We start from the raw sequence: 18719 nt of genomic DNA, 5'->3' as shown, positions 1-18719 counted from the left end.
CGCACATGCTCGAATCCTTCCACAGCCGTAAAGACGACGTGACCGGGGCGCTCAGGGATCTCGCGCAGTTCGCCGAGACCCTCGGCGCCAAGAGCGTCGGGACGCGCATCACGAACGATCTCGTGAAGAAGCTCGAGGCCGACCGGTTCCACCTCGTCGTGGTCGGCGAGTTCAACCACGGCAAGACGACCTTCGTGAACGCCCTGCTCGGCGCCCCGATCCTGCCGGTCGGCGTGACGCCCACGACGGCGGTGATCCACCACCTGGAGTACGCCGCCGAGCCGCGCGCCGAGGTGGTCTACGCGTCGGGGGAGCGGACGGGCCTGCCCTTCGAGGAGGTGCGGGCGTTCACCGTCGGCGGCGCGCGCTCGTCGAGCGCGGGCGAGGTGAAGTTCCTCGAGGTGGGGTACCCGGCCGAGCTCCTGCGCGAGCGCGTCGTGCTCGTCGACACCCCCGGGGTGAACGATCTCTCCCTCCAGCGGGCGGACATCACCTACAGCTACATTCCGCGGTCGGACGCCGTCCTGTTCCTCGTCGACGCCGGCCAGCCGCTCAAGGAGAGCGAGCGGGTCTTCCTCCAGGAGAAGCTGCTCGGGCAGTCGCGCGACAAGATCCTCTTCGTCGTGACGAAGCGCGACATCTGGAGCCAGGACGAGGAGACCGAGGCGCTCTCCTACATCCGGGGCGAGCTCGGCAAGCTCGTGAAGTCGCCGGTGGTCTTCCCGATCTCGAGCGAGCGGGCGCTGGAGGGCGATCAGGCCGGCAGCGGGATGCCGGAGCTGCTCGATCACCTGACCCGGTTCCTCGCGGAGGAGCGCGGGCGCATCCTCCTCGACAACGCGCTCGGCGAGGGGATCGAGGCCGCGCGCCTGCTCCACAAGGGCGTGGACGCGCGGCGGCGGGCGACCGCGATGTCGCGCGAGGAGCTCAGCCGGCGCATCGAGCTGATCGAGAAGGACCTGGCCGGCCAGTCGCGCACCATCGAGGAGCGCCGCGCCGGCATCCGCGAGGAGGTGAGCGCCATCCGGGCCTGGGTGCGCCGCGACCTCTCGCGCTTCGTCGACGACGTGGTCCGGCAGCTGCCGGCGATCATCGACGAGGCCCACACCGACGAGATCAAGGTCTACCTGGGGGCGTTCCTGGAGCGCACCTTCGCCGAGTGGGCGCAGGCCGAGACGAAGGAGATCGCCACGGCGCTCGAGGCGCTCGCCGAGAAGACGATCGCGCTCGTCCGGGAGGACGCGCACGACGTGGCCAAGCGGGTCGGCGAGGCGCTCGGGGGCGACGTGAAGACGCCCAACGTCGAGGTCGACACGTTCGGCTACGACGTCGGCGTCTTCGCGCTCTTCACGATCGGGCTCGGCGTGATGTTCACGAACGCGCTGCTCGGCGGCCTCCTGGCGCTCGCGGCGCCGGTCCTGGCCGTCTACGTCAAGGAGAAGGTCGAGGCCGAGACCCGCAAGAAGGCGAAGGAGATGGCGCCGGTCGCGCTGCGCGAGGCCGCGACCCGGATCGGGCCGAAGCTCGACGAGATGATCCAGGAGTTCGCGAGCCGGCTCGACGCGTGGGTGGTCACGGCCGGCGAGGAGCTGCACCGGGAGGTGATCGAGGTCCTCAAGGCCGCCCGCGAGGAGCGGTCGCGCGCCGAGCCCAGCAGCGAGGGTCAGCTCAAGGCGTGCGACGACCAGGCCGAGGCGCTGAAGGGGCTGACGGCGCGCCTGGAGGGCCTCCGGAGCGCGCTCTGGACCCCGGAGAACGGCGAGAGCAAGGTGATCCCGCCGCCCCTCTCCAGCGTCCCCAACGCCCCCGGCGGCTCGGCCTGAGGCGGCGCGCCGGCCTATCGGCCTCCCTGCGAGCGAGTAGGTAGGGAGGCTCCGCCGGCCCTCGCGCCCCGGACCGGGCGGCGCGGCCTATCCAATCGTCCGGCGCTCATGCAAGAATGCGGCTGTGCAGCTCGACTTCGCAGCCCGTGAAGTGACGATCAAGCTCGTCTATTACGGCCCCGCGCTCAGCGGCAAGACGACGAACCTCGTCTCGCTGCACGGGCTCGCCGGATCGGACGCCCGCGGGCGGCTCATGACGCTCGAGACGCAGGACGATCGCACGTTGTTCTTCGATCTCCTGCCGCTCACCTTCCGCGCGAAGGACGGCGACGTCTCGCTCCGCATCAAGCTGTTCACCGTGCCCGGGCAGCCGATGCACGCGGCCACGCGGCGGCTCGTGCTCCAGGGCGCGGACGGGGTCGCGCTGATCGCCGACTCGCAGGTCTCCGAGACGCAGCGCAACGCCGACGCGTTCTTCGATCTGCGGCAGAACCTGCGGGAGAACGGCCTCGATCTCGCCAGGATGCCGCTCGTCATCCAGTTCAACAAGCGCGACCTCCCGGACATCCGGAGCGACGAGGAGCTGGCCCGGCTCGCCGCGCGCGGCAAGGAGCCGGTGTACCGGGCCATCGCGACCCGCGGCGTGGGCACGGTGGAGACGTTCATGGGCCTGCTCCACCTCACGTGGGAGACGCTCGACCAGACGCACCAGCTCTCGAAGCGGCTGTCGATCAGCGGCGAGGAGCTCCTGAACAGCGCCGCCCGCCAGCTCGGGGCGACGAGCTCGGTGGGCGAGCTCCTGGCGAGGCGCATGGGCGGCAGCCCCGACAAGAGCTCCCGATGAGGCCCGACGCCCACAAGGGGACACCGGTGGATTTCGGCCTCGACGAGGAGGATCTCCTGGCCGTGCCGAGCTCCGCGCCGATGCCGTCGGCCCGCGGCGTGGACGCGCCCGTCTCCTCGAAGCGCGACGGGGCGCAGAGCGCGCCCGAGCCCTCGACGCTGCCGCCCCCCGCGGCGGCGCCGGTGGTCGATCTGGTCGGCATCGGCCCGCTCTCGCTCGAGGATCTCGTGGATCGCGACGCCCTCGGGGAGATGGCCGCGTCGTTCCACAAGCTGTTCGGGCTGCCGATCCGCATCCAGTCGACGAGCGGCGCGACGCTCGCGGAGGCCGGCGCGCCGGCCGGCGGCGATCTCGCGGAGCCGCGCTTCGCCGACGCGCTCCACCAGGTGTTCCCGATCGAGTACGACGGCCGCACGATCGGGCGGTCGCTCCTCGGCCCGTACCTGCCCGAGGACGCCGAGGAGCCCCCCGCCGCGGCGCTCGATCCTGCCTGCGCGGCGGGGGCGCCGCCGCGGCTGGCGCGGCTCCGGCCGGAGCGGCTCGGCGCGATCGCGGACCACCTCCGCGCCGTCCTCGATCTGATCCTGTTCAGCGGCCACAAGTCGCTCCTCACGTCGACGATGCACGTCGCGTCGATCCGCGAGAGCTTCCGGGAGCTCTCGCAGAAGAACGCCGAGCTGGAGCAGGCGTACGAGCGGCTGAAGGAGCTCGACCGGCTCAAGTCGAACTTCCTGGCCACGGTGTCGCACGAGCTCCGGACGCCGCTCACGTCGATCATGGGGTACAGCGAGATGCTCGCCGAGGGCATCGGCGGGCCGCTGAACGGCGAGCAGCGCGAGTTCATCGAGACGATCCGCTCGAAGAGCGAGCAGCTGCTCGGCCTCATCATGAGCCTGCTCGATCTCTCGAAGCTCGAGAGCGGCACGCTGATCGTGCACCGCACCGAGGTGATGGTCGCCCCGGTGCTCTTCGAGGCGGCGTCGACGATGGCGCCGGCGGCCGCGAAGAAGGGCGTCGAGCTCCGGATCGACGCCGACGGCGACCTCCCGCCGGTGCTCGGGGACGGCGACCGGCTGCGGCAGGTGTTCATCAACCTCGTCGAGAACGCGGTGAAGTTCACGGAGGCGGGGGGCGAGGTGCTGCTCGCCGCGCGCGCCGTGAGCGAGGACGCCGACGACCTGCCCGGCCTGGTGCTCGTCGCGCCGCTCCAGCAGGCGGTCGAGATCCGCGTCATCGACACGGGGATCGGCATCCCCCCGGCCGAGCGCCTGAAGGTGTTCGACCCCTTCTACCAGATCGATCAGAGCTCGACCCGGGAGCACGGCGGCACCGGCCTCGGCCTCTCGATCGTCAAGCGCCTGGTCGAGGCGCACGGCGGCACGGTGCGCATCGAGACGAACGAGCCGCGCGGCACCGTGTTCGTGGTGAAGCTGCCCACGGCCGCGGGCGCTCCGGCGAACAGCGTCAGCCCGCCGCCCGTCTTCCAGTGAGCGCCGCGCGGTCCGAGTGGGGCCGCATCGACCTGCTGCGCGCCGTGCTCGGCGGCGCGGAGGGCGAGCACGTGCTCTGCGGCATCGGCGACGACGCCGCGATCCTCGCGCTCGCGGCGCAGCCGGCCGGGGCGGGGGCCGGCGCCGCGGAGCGCCTCGTCTGGACGGTCGACAGCGCGGTCGAGGGCGTGCATTTCCGGCGCGATCTCATGAGCCTCGAGGATCTCGGCTACCGGGCGACGATGGCCGCCGCGAGCGATCTCGCGGCGATGGGGGCGCGCCCGGTCGGCCTGCTCGCCGCGCTGGTGCTGCCCCGGGACGTGAGCGACGAGGATCTGCTCGCCCTGGCCAGGGGGCAGCGCCTCGCGTGCGACGCGATCGGCACGGCGATCGTCGGCGGGAACCTCTCCCGGGGCGGGGAGCTCTCGATCACCACGACGGCGCTCGGCGCCGCGGCGGCGCCGCTCCGGCGCGACGGCGCCCGGCCCGGCGACACGATCGCGCTGGCGGGCCCGGTCGGCCTGGCCGCGGCGGGGCTCGCGTTGCTCGAGCGCGCCGGCGCGACGGCCGGCGCGGCGGCGGAGCGGGCGATCCAGGCGTTCCGCCGGCCGCTGGCGCGCATCGACGCGGGGCTCCGCGCGGGCGCGGCGGCGGGCGCGGGCGCGGGCGCGGGCGCGGGCGCGGCGGCGGCGATCGACATCTCCGACGGCCTCGCCGCGGACCTCGGGCACCTCGCGCGCGCGAGCGGCGTGCGCGTGCTGCTCGACCCGGCGGCGCTCGTCACCGCGGAGCTCCGCGAGGCCGCCGCGCTGCTCGGCGCGGACGCGCTGGAGCTCGCGCTCCACGGCGGCGAGGACTACGCGGTCGCGGTCGCCGGGCCGGGCGCGGGGGAGCTCCCGGGCTTCGTGGCGATCGGCCGCTGCGCGCCGCGCGAGCAGGGCGCGAGCGACGTCGCGCTGCTCGGGCCGGACGGGCAGCTGAAGGACGTCGCGGCGCGCGGGTACGACCACTTCGCGTGAGGCCCGCGTCGTCTCCTGCTGCGAGGTGACGGCGCGCCCCCGCGCGGGTAAGCTCCCGCCGCGTGCCGAGATCCTGGAAACACCCCCTCGTGCGCGGCTTGCTCGCGCTCGCCTTCGTTGCCCTCGCCGGCCCCGCCTGCGTCAGCAAGCCGACGATGCAGCTCGATCACGCCGAGATCACCGGCATCCGGATCGCCTTCCCGCCGAGCCTCGGCATCCTGATGACGGTGGTCGTCAACGTGCACAACCCGAACTCGTACGACGTCGCGGTGCGCGCGGTGCGCGGCACGGTCGTGCTCGCGGGCCGCTATCCGCTGCCGGTCGACTTCCGCGCCGGCGGGGAAGGCGTCTGGCTCCCTTCCGATCGCACGACGCAGGTCCGCGTCCCGATCAGCATCCCCGTCGATCTCGGCTACCTGCTGCTCCGGGAGTCGTTCGCCTCGCCGGCCATCCCGTACCGCTTCAGCGGCCGCGCGGACGTCACGGCGACGCGCACGTTCCGGCTCGAGGCCGACGATTACTCGGTCGACGACCACGGCGTCGTCTCCCGCCAGCAGATCGCGGCCGCCCTCGGCGTCTCGCTCTGAGCGCCGAGCCGCCCAGCGCCGAGCCGCCCGCGCGGCGCTCGCGCCCGCGCCTTGCGCTCCGGCGGCCGCCCCCGCGGACGAACGCGGCGCGACCGCGCAGGCTACACGGGCCCGCCGAGCGCCCTCGATCACCCGGCAGCTTTGCGGCGCGCGCGGATCACGAAATCGACGTCGGGAGCCGCACCCGGGGACGTCGCGCAGCTCACCTGAGCGCTTGCGCCGCCCGGGCGCCGGGGCGCAAGCTCCACCGCGATGAAGCGCTGCTTCAACGTCGCGGGACCGTGCCGCCCCGACCTGCACTACATGATCCCGGCCGAGCGGCGGCTCCCCGAGGCGCCGGATCTCGTCGACCAGGGCAGCTACTTCGTGGTCCATGCCCCCCGGCAGACGGGCAAAACCACCGCCCTGCGCGGCCTCGCCGAGCGGCTGAACGCCTCGGACCGCCATGCGGCCGTGCTCTTCTCCTGCGAGGCGGGCGAGGCGTGGGGCGAGGACATCGCATCCGCCGAGCGGACGATCGTGAGCGAGATGCTCCGCAACGCCGAGGCCGTGCTCCCGCCGGAGCTCAGGCCTCCGCCTCCGCCGCCCGCCCCGCCCGGTGACCTGCTCGGCGCGGTGCTCGCCGCGTGGGCGCAGGCGTGCCCGCGGCCGCTCGTCCTTCTCGCCGACGAGATCGACGCGCTGCGCGGCGCGAGCCTGATCAGCGTGCTGCGGCAGCTCCGCGCCGGCTACGCCAACCGGCCCGAGCGCTTCCCGTGGTCCGTCATCCTGTGCGGCCTGCGCGACGTGCGGGACTACAAGGCGGCGAGCGGAGGTGATCCGAACCGCCTCGGGGCCTCGAGCCCGTTCAACATCAAGCTCGAGTCGCTGCGTCTCGGCGCGTTCAGCCCCGAGGAGGTGCGCGAGCTCTACGCCCAGCACACGGGAGACACGGGACAGCCTTTCACCGAGGCGGCGCTCTCCCGCAGCCTGGAGGTGACGGGAGGGCAGCCGTGGCTCGTCAACGCGCTTGGCCGGGAAATCACGGAAAAGATCGCGGTTCCGCCGGCCGAGCCCATCACGGCGGAGCACGTCGATCTGGCGAAGGAGCGGCTCATCCTGGCCCGCGCGACGCACCTCGACTCGCTCGTGCACCGGCTGACCGAGCCGCGCGTGCGGCGGGTGCTGGAGCCGGTGGTCGCCGGCACCTACGAGGGCGGCGGCGACACCTACGACGACGATCTGTCGTACGTCCGCGACCTCGGGCTCGTCGCCCTGGACAACCCGATCCGGATCGCCAACCCCATCTACCGCGAGGTCATCGTCCGGGTGCTCGCGTCCTCCGCCGAGGCGAAGGTCCCCGCGTCGCCCACCCGCACCTTCGTCCTGCCCGACGGGCGGCTCGATCTCCCGCGCATCCTGCGCGAGTTCGCCGACTTCTGGCGGGAGCATGGCGACGTGATCGCCGCCGGGATGCCCTACCACGAGGTGGCGCCGCAGCTCGTGCTCATGGCGTACCTGCAGCGCGTCGTGAACGGCGGCGGGTACGTGGATCGCGAGTACGGCGTCGGCCGGGGGCGCATCGACCTGCTCGTGCGCTGGCCTTACCCGGGCGAAGGCGGCGCGCGCGCGGTGCAGCGCGAGGCGCTGGAGCTCAAGGTGTGGAAGGACGGCGGCAAGGACCCGCTGCCGAAGGGGCTCGCGCAGCTCGACGACTACCTCCAGCGGCTGAGCCTCTCGACGGGCGTGATCGTGATCTTCGATCGTCGCACGAGCGCCCCCCCAACGGAGGAGCGCACGCGCTTCGACGAGGCCACGACGCCTTCAGGTCGCGCCGTGACGGTGCTGCGCGCGTAGCGAGCGCGCGGGCGCGCCGTCCGCGGCCAGGGCGCCGCCACGCTCTCCCGGCCCAGTGTTCCGCAGCGCCACGTCGGCGGCCTTCCCCGGCGCCACGTCGGCGGTCCTCCCCGGCTCCACGTCGGCGCCCTTCCCCAGCTCTCCCGGCGGCGCGTCCGCCTCGACCTGCCCGTGCCGGCGCGTCGACGGGCGCACGCGGTGCGCCAGGTCGGCGTGGCCTGCCAGCCGGAAGAGCCCGGCCAGGAACGCCGCGGCGCGGCTGAACCGCTCATCGCAGGTCGAGATCGCCGCGTGCCTGGCGAGGCGTGTGACCTCGGCCTCGCGCGCCTCGCGCGCCACGTCCATGAAGTGGCTGAGGAGCGCGTCGTGCAAGCGCTCGATCCGGAGCACCGTCTCGTCGGGATCCCAGCGGACCCCCTTGCGGCTCGGCTCCGGCAGCTCCTTGGCGCTGAGCGCGCGCACGACCTCGCGGGTGAAGCGCTCGAGCTGCGCCGGATCGCGCGGGGGCGGCTGGGCGAGCCCGAGGCGCTCGAGCGCCGCCGCGTCGTAGATGCCGGTGAGCCAGTCGCGCAGATCCGAGAGCTCGTCGTGCAGCTCGTGCGCGGCCTCGTCGCGGCCCTCCCGCGGGGTCGTGTCGTCGGAGAGCTCGACGAGATGCGCCTCGTCGGCCGTCACCATGCGGTCGCGCGCGTCGGCGAGGGCGCGCGCGACGAGCTGCGCGAGCAGCGAGACGTCCGGCATCTGCTCTCCCTTGCGCAGGTAGGGAGAGAGCAGCGCGCCGACCTCCGCGGCGATCGGGTCGGCGTGTGTCTCACCGGCCGCGATGACGGCGCTGGCGCGCTTCTGACGATCGAGAACCAGCCTGGAGGGCATGGCAGCTCCTTCCCGTGAGGGTCGATTCAGCGGTGGTCTGTCCTCTCGCGCAGGGTGCCGCGCGGTTCGGCGCCTGGCCCGGCGCCGCGCCGCGGCTCAGAGGCACTCGGGCGGCGGCGTCGTCCCAGCCAGGCCCGCCCTGACCTGGGTGAGCGCCTTGGTGCGCGGCGTCTTCCCGCTCTTCACGAGCTTCTCGATCCCTGCGCAGAGGTGCGACGCCGTGGCGGCCTTCGACTTGGCCTCCGGCGATTTCCCCGACTGGGTGGCGACCGCATGCAGCGCCGAGCAGCACGCCTGGATGGACGCGCCTCCTCCGCGAGCCCCCGCCGTCCCGCTCGCGGCCTCAGCTGCCCCCGCCTCCGCATCGTCCGCTGCGGCCGCCGATGCAGCAGGCTCAGGGTTGGCCGCCGGTTCCGGGGTCGGCGCCGGCGCCGGCGCTGGCGTTGCAGCGGGAACAGGATCCGCGGCGACCGGCGCAGCCGACTGCGTCGGGGCCGCGACCGTCTCCGCCGCTGCTTCTTCTTCTCTCGTGCAGGCGCCGGACATCACCCCACACGCGAGGACCAACAAGGGAATGGCTGAAAGTGACCGGATCATGCTCCGGTTTCTATGAATTCCCGCCCAGCACAGCCATCCGGCCAGCCAGGTAGAACCACGTCCGGCCGGACCGCACCCTCCCCACGCCGCCGCCATCTCGCCACCCCCCTTCCCTCCCCCAAGTCGGCGTGGGAGGGGGGTGACGTGGGAGGGGCCGGCGGGGGTAGGGCCCCACGAACCCGAGCGCCGGCCCGCAGCGCAGCGAGTCGCCCCCAGCCTCGCCCCACCCGTTCACGCGGCAATAGCCACCACAAGGCGCGAGTTCGTGGGAGGGGCCCCCCGCCGGCCCCTCCCACGTCACCCCCCTCCCACGCCCGTCGCTACTTCAGCTGCATCCCATGCTGTTGCCGCAGTTGAGGCACTTGTAGCAGGCCCCATTGCGCACCGTGATGTGCCCGCAGCCGTCGCAGACCGGCGCGTCGCCCATCATGTCCTCGAGCTGCGCGTCGAGCGCGCTCGCGACGCGCCCCCCGCCGTCGAGCAGCGCCGACGGCGACGCGGAGGACTGCGAGAAGGACGCCGCGCCGCTCTCCTGCGCGCGCGACTCGACCGGGTCCTCCATGGCCGAGGTGACCGGCTGGACGTGGGCGAGATCGTAGCGGTTCAGGTACTCGACCCCGAGCACGCGGAACAGGTAGTCCACGATCGACGTCGAGAACTTCACGTAGTCGTGCCCCTCGACGACCCCCTGCGGCTCGAAGCGGGTGAACGTGTACTGCTCGACGAAGGTCTCGAGCGGCACGCCGTACTGGAGCCCGATCGACACCGCCATCGCGAAGCAGTTCATCATCGAGCGGAACGCGGCGCCCTCCTTGTGGAGGTCGATGAAGATCTCGCCGAGCGTCCCGTCGTCGTACTCGCCCGTGCGGAGGTAGATCTTGTGCCCGCCGACACGCGCCTCCTGCGTGAAGCCCTTGCGCTTCCTCGGCAGGCGGAACCGCTCGGGCGCCGCCGCCGACGGCGAGCGCGGGCGCGCCTGGGCGGCCAGCGCGGTCGCGGCCTGGAGGACGGGCCCGGCGATCTCGGCCTTCTCGGCCTTCTCGACCTTGCTCTTCGTGTCCGAGGACTTGCTGTCGCTCGTCGACGAGAGCGGCTGCGACGCCTTGCAGCCGTCGCGGTAGAGCGCCACCGCCTTCAGCCCGAGGCGCCACCCCTCCTCGTAGATCCGCTGCACGTCCTCGACCGTGGCGTCGTTCGGCAGGTTCACCGTCTTCGAGATGGCGCCGGACAGGAACGGCTGCGCCGCGGCCATCATCCGGACGTGCGCCATCGGCGCGAGGTAACGCCGGCCCTTCTTGCCGCACCGGTTGGCGCAGTCGAACACCGCGTAGTGCTCCTCGCGCAGGTGCGGCGCCCCCTCGACCGTCATCCGGCCGATGATGGTCTCGTTCGCCTCCTCGATCTCCGCGGGGGAGAAGCCGAGGTGCTGGAGCAGCGAGAAGCCGAAGCGCGCCCGCGACTCCTTGGAGACGCCGAGCCGGTCGTAGGTCTCCTCGCCGAGGATCCAGGGGCCGAAGGCGAGGTCGAGATCGAAGACGCTCGGGATGGCGGCCTCGACCTTCGCGAGGTCGTCGTTCGTGAGCCCCCGCGCCTTGAGCGACGCCCGATTCACGTGCGGCGCCGCCAGCAGCGTGTTCGTGCCGGAGACGTAGGCGACGATCTCCTGCACCTCGGCCTCGGCGTAGCCGATCCGCCGGAGCGCCTCGGGGACCGACTGGTTCACGATCTTGAAGTAGCCGCCGCCGGCCAGCTTCTTGAACTTCACCAGCGAGAAGTCCGGCTCGATGCCCGTCGTGTCGCAGTCCATCAGGAGGCCGATCGTGCCGGTCGGCGCGAGCACCGTCGCCTGGGCGTTGCGGTAGCCGTGCTCCTGCCCGATGCGCACCGCCTCGTCCCAGTCCGCGCACGCCGCCCGCCAGAGCGACTCCGGGCAGCGGTCGCGATCGATCGCGTACGCCGCGTCGCGGTGCATGCCCATCACCCGGAGCATCGGCTCGCGGTTCTTCGCGAAGCCGGCGAACGGCCCCTTGGCCGCGGCCATCTCGGCCGAGACCCGGTACGCGTGGCCGCAGAGGATGGAGGTGAGCGCGCCCGCGACCGCGCGGCCCTGGTCCGAGTCGTACGGGATGCCCTGCAGCATGAGCAGGGTGCCCAGGTTCGCGTAGCCCAGGCCGAGCGGGCGGTAGTCGTGCGAGTTCTTCGCGATGCCCCGGGTCGGGTAGGCCGAGAAGTCGACGAGGATCTCCTGCGCCACGAAGAACACGCGCACGGCGTGGCGGTAGCCCTCGATGTCGAACGAGCCGTCCTCGCGGAGGAACTTGGTGAGGTTCAGGCTGGCCAGGTTGCAGGCCGAGTCGTCCAGGAACATGTACTCCGAGCACGGGTTCGAGGCGTTGATGCGCGCCGTGTTCGGGCAGGTGTGCCAGCGGTTGATGGTGGTGTCGTACTGCACGCCCGGATCGGCGCAGCCCCACGCCGCCTCGGCGATCTGCCGCCAGAGATCCTTGGCGCTCAGCGTGTCGACGACCTCGCCGGTCGTGCGGGCGCGCGTCTCCCACGCGGCGCCCGTCGCCGCCGCGCGCATGAACTCGTCGCTCACGCGCACGGAGTTGTTCGAGTTCTGCCCGCTGACCGTGTGGTAGGCCTCGCCGTTGAAGTCGGAGGGGTACCCCGCGGCGATGAGCGCCATCGCCTTCTTCTCCTCGCGCACCTTCCACTGGATGAAGTCGGCGATCTCCGGGTGGTCCATGTCGAGGCAGACCATCTTCGCGGCGCGCCGCGTCGTGCCGCCGCTCTTGGTCGCGCCGGCGGCGCGGTCGAACACCTCGAGGAAGCTCATGAGCCCCGAGCTCGTCCCGCCGCCCGAGAGCTTCTCCTGCTTGCCGCGGATCGCGCTGAAGTTCGTCCCGGTCCCGGAGCCGTACTTGAAGAGCCGGGCCTCGCTCTTCACGAGGTCGTAGATGCTCATCAGGTCGTCATCGACGGCCTGGATGAAGCACGCCGAGCACTGCGGCCGCTCGTAGGCGTTCCGCGTCTCGATGATCTCGTCGACCGCGCCCGCCGCGCCCGTCCGCGCCGCGGCGCCCGGCTTGCCGGCGGTGTTCCCGGCGTCGGCCGAGGCCTCGTTCCAGGCGTAGTTGCCGCCCGACCCCTCGATGCCGTAGCGGTGGAAGAGCCCGCAGTTGAACCAGACGGGCGAGTTGAACGCGCCGTACTGATGGACGAGCAGGTAGGAGAGCTCCGCCTCGAAGGTGTCCGCCTCCTTGGTCGACGCGAAGTAGCCGCCGAAGTGCTCGCCCGCTTCCCGGATGGTACGCGCGAGCCGGTGGACGACCTGGCGGACGCTCGTCTCGCCGAGCTCCTTCTTGCCGTGGAGCCCCGCCTTGCGGAAGTACTTGGAGACGACGATGTCGGTGGCGAGCTGCGACCAGCCGGCCGGGATCTCGGCGCCCTCCATCTTGAAGACGACCGAGCCGTCGGGGTTGGTGATGACGCTGGAGCGGCGCTCCCAGGTGACCTCGTCGAGCGGATCCGCGCCGCGGTGCGTGAACCGCCGCTCGAACGCGAGCCCGCGCGGCCGCGAGGCCCCCTTCTTCGCGGTCTTGACCCCGGCCCCGTTGGCCTGCGTCCTGGCAGCCCCCCCGCTCACCGGACGAGCCCCCGCCTCTTCCTTCGTCCGCGTCGTCATCTTGCCGTTCCCCGCGGCAAGTTTACCGCCGTCACCCACCACTGCCGACTGGGCCATTTCCAAGTCCTCCTGTGAGCCACCGCACCTGTCGGTGGCCCGGGTCCTACCGAAAGCACAAAGAGTTCCCGGGAGAACGCCGAGGCCGATTCGCCTCGATCTCCACAGGACCTCGCCGCTTTGTCCCCGTCTACCTGCTCAAACGATCCGTCTTCCGACCAGTGAGCATAGTTTCAGGGCTCTTGCCTGAAAGGCATACGCCGGCGTTCGGGAGCGCCCGACACCGCTGACGACCGAGCGCTAGTCAAACCCGCGAACCCGCCGTGCGTCAAGGAGAACCGCTACATCTTGGGATCCCGGGCCGAACAGGGCCCACATATAGGGTCTCGTTCGTCCGGCACGGCTGGCGTAGGGCTCCCTGAGCAGTTCTGAACAGGTGCTACCCACCAGGCGCACAGATTCTACACAGCTTCTCCCGCGGAAAAACCGCCCCTTTTCCCGGAAGGGGGTCCGTTCCTCACGTTCTCGCCCTCGCCCCCCTTCCCTCCGGAAGTCTCCTCGAGTGGTGCGTGTGCCCTCCACGCCTTCAAGCTGAGCGTGCGCGGCGCACGCTGGCCTCCCCTTCCCTTGGAAAGCAGCGCGAGGTGAGTGAGCGCGCGCCCCGCACGCTCACTCACCTCGCGCTGCCGTCACCCCGCTCGAGGGCGTACGCCTCCGCGCAGTACGCCAGCACCCGCTCCCCTTCGCAGTGCATCGCGAGCGCCACCTGGTCCGCCACCCCCCGCAGCCCGACGAGCTCGAGCAGCGTCGGCACCGGCGCCGGCAGCAGCGGCGGCGGCGGGATGTACCGCGACGCCCGCACGATCGCCGGCTCGATCGCCGCCGCCTTGGGCCCGATCATCTGCCGCAGCTCGTGCAGCGCCCGCTCGAAGCCGCCGAGCATGTCGACGAGCCCGCGCGCCTGCGCGTCGGCGCCGCTGTAGACGCGCCCCTGCGCCAGCGGCTCGATCTCCTCCACCGGCCGCCTCCGCCCGCTGGCGACCACCCGGAGGAACGTCGCGTAGAACGCGTCGAGCTCGCGCTCCATCACCGCGCGCTCCCCCTCGTCGAGCTTGCGCGACGGGGAGAACAGGTCCGCCCTGGCCCCGCGCTTCACGACGTCCGTCGAGACGCCGAGCCGGTCGAGCAGCGGCCCGAGCGCGAAGCGCGCCGAGACCACGCCGATGCTCCCCGTGATCGTCTGCGGCTGCGCGACGATCGCGTGCGCGGCCGCCGCCACGTAGTAGCCGCCGCTCGCCGCCACGTTCGACAGGCACGCCACGACCGGCTTCACCTCGGCGAGGCGGGTGACCTCGTGGTGGATCCGGTCGGACGCGAGCGCGGAGCCGCCCGGCGAGTCGATGTGCAGGATGACCCCCCGGATGCGCGGGTTCTGGCGGGCCGCGCGCAGGCTCGCGACGAGCCGCTCCTCGCTCGCGAGCGACGCCCCCCGGAAGCGGGCGCGGCTCACGATCGCGCCGTGCACCTCGACCACGCCGAGGATGGGGCGCGGCAGCATCGGCGAGAGCTCGAGCGCGCGCCGCGCGGCGAGGTAGCGCCGCGCGGCGACGAGGCGAGCCCGCGACGGCCGGGCCGCCGCCCCCGCCCCCTCGCCCGCCGGCGCGACCGCGATCGCGCCGGCGCGGCGCGGCGGGAGCCCGCTCGGGAGCGTCCCCGTCGCGAGCAGGTGCTCCAGCTCGTCCTCGTACGCGACCGCGTCGACGATGCCCCGCGCGACCGCCTGCTCCGCGCCGTGGGGCGCCTCGTCGATCCAGCGCGCGGCCGTCTCGCGATCGACGCGGCGCCCCTGGGCGAGCGCCGCGGTCAGCTCGCCGAGGCGCGCGTCGAGCAGGGCGCCGACCTGCTCGCGCTGCGGGGCGCTCATCTCGTCGCGCACCAGCACCTCGGCGGCGTTCTTGTACATGCCCTTCGCGAACACCTCGGGCTCGACGCCGGCCTGCGACAGCGCGCGGCGCAGGTAGCGGCCCTCGACCGCGAACCCGAGCGGCGACACCAGCGTCTCGGGCCCGACGACGACCGCCCGCGCCGCGGAGGCGAGCAGGAGCATCGTGTTGTCGGCGCCCATCGGCAGGTACGCCACCACGTCCTTGCCGCCCGCCCGGATCTCGAGGAGCGCGTCGCGGAGCGAGGCGATCACCGCCGGGCCCGCGTGCACCGACCGCATCCGGAGGAGCAGCCCCGCCGGCCGCGCGTCCTTCCTCAGGTGCTTGCCGAGCTCGCGGACGCGCTCCACCGAGAGCGGAGCCCTCGTCCGCGGGCGCCACCAGAGGGAGAAGCGGACCCGGGGCGGCTGCAGGTCGACCACGCGGCCGTCGATGTCGAGCACGACGTACCCACCCCGTGGTGCAGCAAACGCCCAGCGGAGCGCGCTCAGCGGGAGCAGCAGCAGACGGAACAGGTTGATGAGCAGGGCAGCGATCACCGGTGGCTCCGTGGAGGACGTTCAGGGGAAGGCGGCCGGGGGTCTGTTTCGACGACGAGGCGCGTGACCCCGGGCCGCCGGCGCGAGGCCGGCGTGAGGCCGGCGCGAGGCCGGCGTGAGGCCGGCGTGAGGCCGGCGTGAGGCCGGCGTGAGAACAAGGCGGCCGACGAAAGGCCGGCGGGGGCGCCGACGCTGCAAGAGAGAGCGTGACGCAAGGGCCCACCCTGTGGCTACACTGTCGCGCTAAGTTTCGAGAGGGACGGCGAGCGGATCTCGATTTACGTCGTGGAGAAGTAGCCGTCTTCTCTCCTTTCAGACCAGCTCAGCAAGCCGCGGGCCGCGGGCCCCCGGCGCCCTGGGTGGCAGACCTTACCGAACGTGCATCCCGAGCAGAGCGCCCCCACCCCGAGCCAGCTCCCCCCGCCAGCCCCGTCCACCCTGCGGCTCGTGCCTCTTGGAGGTCTCGGCGAGGTCGGGATGAACTGCCTCGCGCTCGAGCAGGCGGACGGGCTCTTGCTCGTCGACTGCGGCGTGACGTTCCCGAGCACCGACCTCGGCGTCGACGTCTACCACCCGCGCTTCGATCACGTGCTCGCGCTGCGCGAGCGGGTGCGCGGCGTCGTGCTGACGCACGGCCACGAGGATCACATCGGGGGGCTGCCGTTCCTCCTGCGCCACCTCGACGTCCCGGTGTGGGGGCCGCCGCACGCGCTGGAGCTCGTGCGCTACCGGCTCGCGGAGCACGGGCTCGAGGACAAGGCGCGGCTCGTGCCGACGCAGGTCGGGCGCGAGATCGCGATCGGCGGCTTCGTCGTGGAGCCGCTCCGGGTGACGCACTCGATCGTCGACGCCACGGCGCTCGCGATCCACACGGCCGCGGGGCTCGTCGTCCACACCGGCGACTTCAAGCTGGATCCGACGCCCCTCGACGGCGAGCCGACCGACGAGGCCCGGTTCCGCGCGCTCGGCGACGCCGGGGTCCGGCTGCTCCTCTCCGACAGCACCAACGTGGACTCGCCCGGCGAGGCGGGGAGCGAGCGCGACGTCGCGCACGCGCTCGCCGAGCTCATCGAGACCGCGCCGGCGCGCGTCGTGGTCGGCATCTTCGCCTCCAACGTCCAGCGGCTGCTCGCCGTCGGCCAGGCCGCGGTGCGCGCGCGCCGCAAGATCTGCCTCCTCGGCCGCAGCGTGCAGACGCACGTGCGGGCCGCGCAGGCGGTCGGCCGGCTCCCGTGGCCGAGCGACCTGCTCGTGCCGCCCGAGATGGCCGCCTCGATACCGCGCGAGCGGCTGCTCGTCATCGCGAGCGGCACGCAGGCCGAGCGGGCCTCCACGCTGATGCGCTTCGCCTCCGGGACGCACCAGCACCTGCGCCTGGAGGAGGGGGATCGGGTCGTGCTCTCGAGCCGCGTCATCCCTGGCAACGACCGCCCGGTCGTCGATATGATGGCGGGGCTGCTGCGTCTCGGGGTGGAGCTCGTGACGTGGTCGACGGACCGGCGCGTCCACGCGAGCGGGCACGCGCACCGGACAGAACAGGCGCGTATGATCGATCTCACCCAGCCGCGCAGCTTCCTGCCCGTGCACGGGGCGCTGCACCACCTGACGCGGCACGCGGCGCTGGCGCGGGAGCGCGGCGTGGCGGAGGTGCTCGTCGCCGAGAACGGGCACGTCGTCGAGATCGGCAAGGCGCGGCCGCTCGCGCGGAGCGGCAGGGCGGTGGTCGGCCGCGTGGCGACGGCGGACGGCGAGGAGCTCGGGGACGAGATCCTCCGCGAGCGGGCGAACCTCGGCCGCGCCGGCGTGGCCTTCGTGTCGCTGGTCATCGACGTGCACGGCGCCCTCGCGGCGCCGCCGCAGGTGCTCGCCCGCGGCGTGACCGGGGAGCTCGAGGGGGGCGCGCTGCGCGCCGCGGCGCGCGCGGTCGCGCAGGCAGTGAACGACTGCGAGCCGCGCGCGCGGCGCCGCGACAGCGACATCATCGAGGTCGCCCGGCTCGCCGCGCGCCGGACGATCGAGGCGAAGCTCGGGAGGCGCCCGCTGGTGACGGTGGCGCTCACGCGGCTGTGACGCCGCTCGCGGGCAGCCCCCCGCCGCCGGACAGCGGTGGCGGCGACGGCGGCGTCGACGGCGACGGCACTGGCGGCGGCGACAACCCCGGCGCTGGCGACGACGGCGGCATCGACAACCCCGGCGGCATCGACGACCCCGGGGCCGGCAGCGGCATCGACAACCCCGGCGGCATCGACGACCCCGGGGCCGGCAGCGGCGGCGACAACCCCGGCGGCATCGACAACCTCGGCGACGGCGGCGGCAACGGCAACGGCAGCGGCGGCAACGGCGGCGGCGACAACGGCAGCGGCGGCGCGAAGCTCTCCGCGGCCGATTTCCTGGGGCCGGTGCTGCTCTCCCACATCGAGCGCGTCCGTGTCGACGCGCGGCGCGTCGTCGCCACGAGCGCGCAGGGCCAGGACGCCGAGCCGGACGTCGAGGCGGTGCACGACTTCCGTGTCGCGCTGCGTCGGCTCCGGACGTTGCTCAAGCCCGCGCGGCGCCTCTACGGCAAGCGCCGGCTGCGCCCGATCGCCGAGGGGCTCCGGGAGTTCGCGCGGGCGACGGGGACGCTGCGCGACGAGGAGGTGCTGCGCGAGACGCTCACCGCCCTCGAGCTGGGCGAGGACGCGCGAGGCGCCGTCGACGTGTGGGTCGCGCAGCGATCGCACCGCGAGCACGAGGCGAGGACCCACATCGTCGAGCTGCTGCGAAAGGACCGGCCGGGCGACGCGGGCGCGCGGCGGCCGGGCGAGCAGGGCGAGGCGGAGGCGGCGCGCGCGCCGGGCAAGCCCAAGCCGCTCCGGCTGGAGCCGCACCTCGCGCGCCTCGAGCGGCGCGTCGCGCGCGGCAAGGCGAAGCGCCGCGGCGCGAAGGCGCTCGCGCGGCGCGGGATCGGCGACGCGCTGGAGGACGTGCGCGCGCTCGCGGCGAGCGATCCGGAGGACGGCGCCGCCATGCACGCGCTCCGGATCCGCTTCAAGCGGCTGCGCTACTCCGCGGAGACGTTCGCGCCGCTCTTCGGCGAGCGCGCCGAGCGCACCGCCAAGTCCGCCTCGCGGCTGCAGCGCCGCCTCGGACAGCTGCACGACGTCGACGAGGCGCTCGCGCAGATGAAAGACGCGGAGGGGCTGTCGCCCGAGCAGCGCGCGGCCGTCGGCGAGGCGCTCCGCGCGGAGCGGGCGCGGATCGCCGGCAAGGCCAAGGAGGAGCTCGCGCAGGAGCTCGCGGCGCTCGCGGCGCTATGGCCGGACGAGGCTCCGCAGAGCCCGAGCGCGTGACGCGGTGCGCCCCGCGTCGTGGGGCGCTGCGGCATGGAGATCTCGGGCGCGCAGGGCGAGGCCACGCGCGGCGGCGCGCCATCCGGACAGGCGGTCGTGGTACCGTGGAAGGGGCTTCATTCCGAGGCGAAGCTCGCCGATCCCGGAGGTC

General features: G+C 73.3%; 12 protein-coding genes. 8 read left to right on the top strand and 4 right to left on the bottom strand.

Going from position 1 to position 18719, the window contains the following annotated elements:
- Positions 1 to 5 precede the first annotated feature (5 nt).
- The 6 genes from WMF43_RS03135 to WMF43_RS03110 all read left to right on the top strand — a co-directional run bounded on the left by WMF43_RS03135 (position 6) and on the right by WMF43_RS03110 (position 7599).
- Positions 6 to 1823 carry a dynamin family protein gene (locus WMF43_RS03135; RefSeq protein WP_437677439.1) on the top strand — a complete coding sequence of 606 codons (1818 nt, stop codon included), beginning with the start codon at positions 6 to 8 and terminating at the stop codon, positions 1821 to 1823.
- Between the two features lie 124 nt (positions 1824 to 1947).
- Complete coding sequence (locus tag WMF43_RS03130) at positions 1948 to 2667, top strand: GTP-binding protein (RefSeq protein ID WP_437677438.1); 720 nt, start codon at positions 1948 to 1950, stop codon at positions 2665 to 2667.
- Positions 2664 to 4157: a sensor histidine kinase gene (locus tag WMF43_RS03125; protein ID WP_437677437.1), complete on the top strand. Its 1494-nt coding sequence runs from the start codon at positions 2664 to 2666 to the stop codon at positions 4155 to 4157. Before WMF43_RS03130 ends, WMF43_RS03125 begins: the two co-directional genes overlap by 4 nt.
- On the top strand, positions 4154 to 5176 hold the full coding sequence (thiL, locus tag WMF43_RS03120) for a thiamine-phosphate kinase (protein WP_437677436.1): 1023 nt from the start codon (positions 4154 to 4156) through the stop codon (positions 5174 to 5176). Before WMF43_RS03125 ends, thiL begins: the two co-directional genes overlap by 4 nt.
- 62 nt (positions 5177 to 5238) lie before the next feature.
- Positions 5239 to 5763 (top strand): hypothetical protein, encoded by a 525-nt coding sequence (locus tag WMF43_RS03115; protein ID WP_437677435.1) that lies wholly within the window; start codon positions 5239 to 5241, stop codon positions 5761 to 5763.
- A gap of 252 nt (positions 5764 to 6015) precedes the next feature.
- Complete coding sequence (locus WMF43_RS03110; protein WP_437677434.1) at positions 6016 to 7599, top strand: AAA family ATPase; 1584 nt, start codon at positions 6016 to 6018, stop codon at positions 7597 to 7599.
- On the opposite strand, the gene WMF43_RS03105 is transcribed toward WMF43_RS03110, so the two are convergent.
- The 4 genes from WMF43_RS03105 to sppA all read right to left on the bottom strand — a co-directional run bounded on the left by WMF43_RS03105 (position 7567) and on the right by sppA (position 15236).
- The gene (locus WMF43_RS03105; RefSeq protein WP_437677433.1) at positions 7567 to 8472 is read right to left on the bottom strand and encodes a hypothetical protein; all 906 of its coding nucleotides are present in this window, start codon (positions 8470 to 8472) and stop codon (positions 7567 to 7569) included. The genes WMF43_RS03110 and WMF43_RS03105 overlap by 33 nt on opposite strands.
- Positions 8473 to 8568: 96 nt before the next feature.
- On the bottom strand, positions 8569 to 9069 hold the full coding sequence (locus WMF43_RS03100) for a hypothetical protein (protein ID WP_437677432.1): 501 nt from the start codon (positions 9067 to 9069) through the stop codon (positions 8569 to 8571).
- A gap of 325 nt (positions 9070 to 9394) precedes the next feature.
- Positions 9395 to 12814, bottom strand: a complete 3420-nt coding sequence (locus WMF43_RS03095; protein ID WP_437677431.1) for a vitamin B12-dependent ribonucleotide reductase — start codon at positions 12812 to 12814, stop codon at positions 9395 to 9397.
- Positions 12815 to 13427: 613 nt separating this feature from the next.
- On the bottom strand, positions 13428 to 15236 hold the full coding sequence (sppA, locus tag WMF43_RS03090; RefSeq protein WP_437677430.1) for a signal peptide peptidase SppA: 1809 nt from the start codon (positions 15234 to 15236) through the stop codon (positions 13428 to 13430).
- A gap of 378 nt (positions 15237 to 15614) precedes the next feature.
- On the opposite strand from sppA, the gene WMF43_RS03085 reads away from it, so the two are divergent.
- Positions 15615 to 17306 carry a ribonuclease J gene (locus WMF43_RS03085; RefSeq protein ID WP_437677429.1) on the top strand — a complete coding sequence of 564 codons (1692 nt, stop codon included), beginning with the start codon at positions 15615 to 15617 and terminating at the stop codon, positions 17304 to 17306.
- A complete protein-coding gene (locus WMF43_RS03080; protein ID WP_437677428.1) occupies positions 17303 to 18568 on the top strand; it encodes a CHAD domain-containing protein in 1266 nt (421 codons plus the stop codon). The genes WMF43_RS03085 and WMF43_RS03080 overlap by 4 nt, the downstream gene beginning before the upstream one ends.
- The last annotated feature ends 151 nt before the right edge of the window (positions 18569 to 18719 follow it).

The sequence above is a fragment of the Sorangium sp. So ce131 genome (genome assembly GCF_051519095.1).
In the GTDB taxonomy this organism is placed as follows: Bacteria; Myxococcota_A; Polyangia; order Polyangiales; family Polyangiaceae; genus Sorangium.
The sequence above is the reverse complement of the archived record's forward strand: the minus strand, read 5'-3'. Positions and strand labels throughout refer to the sequence as shown.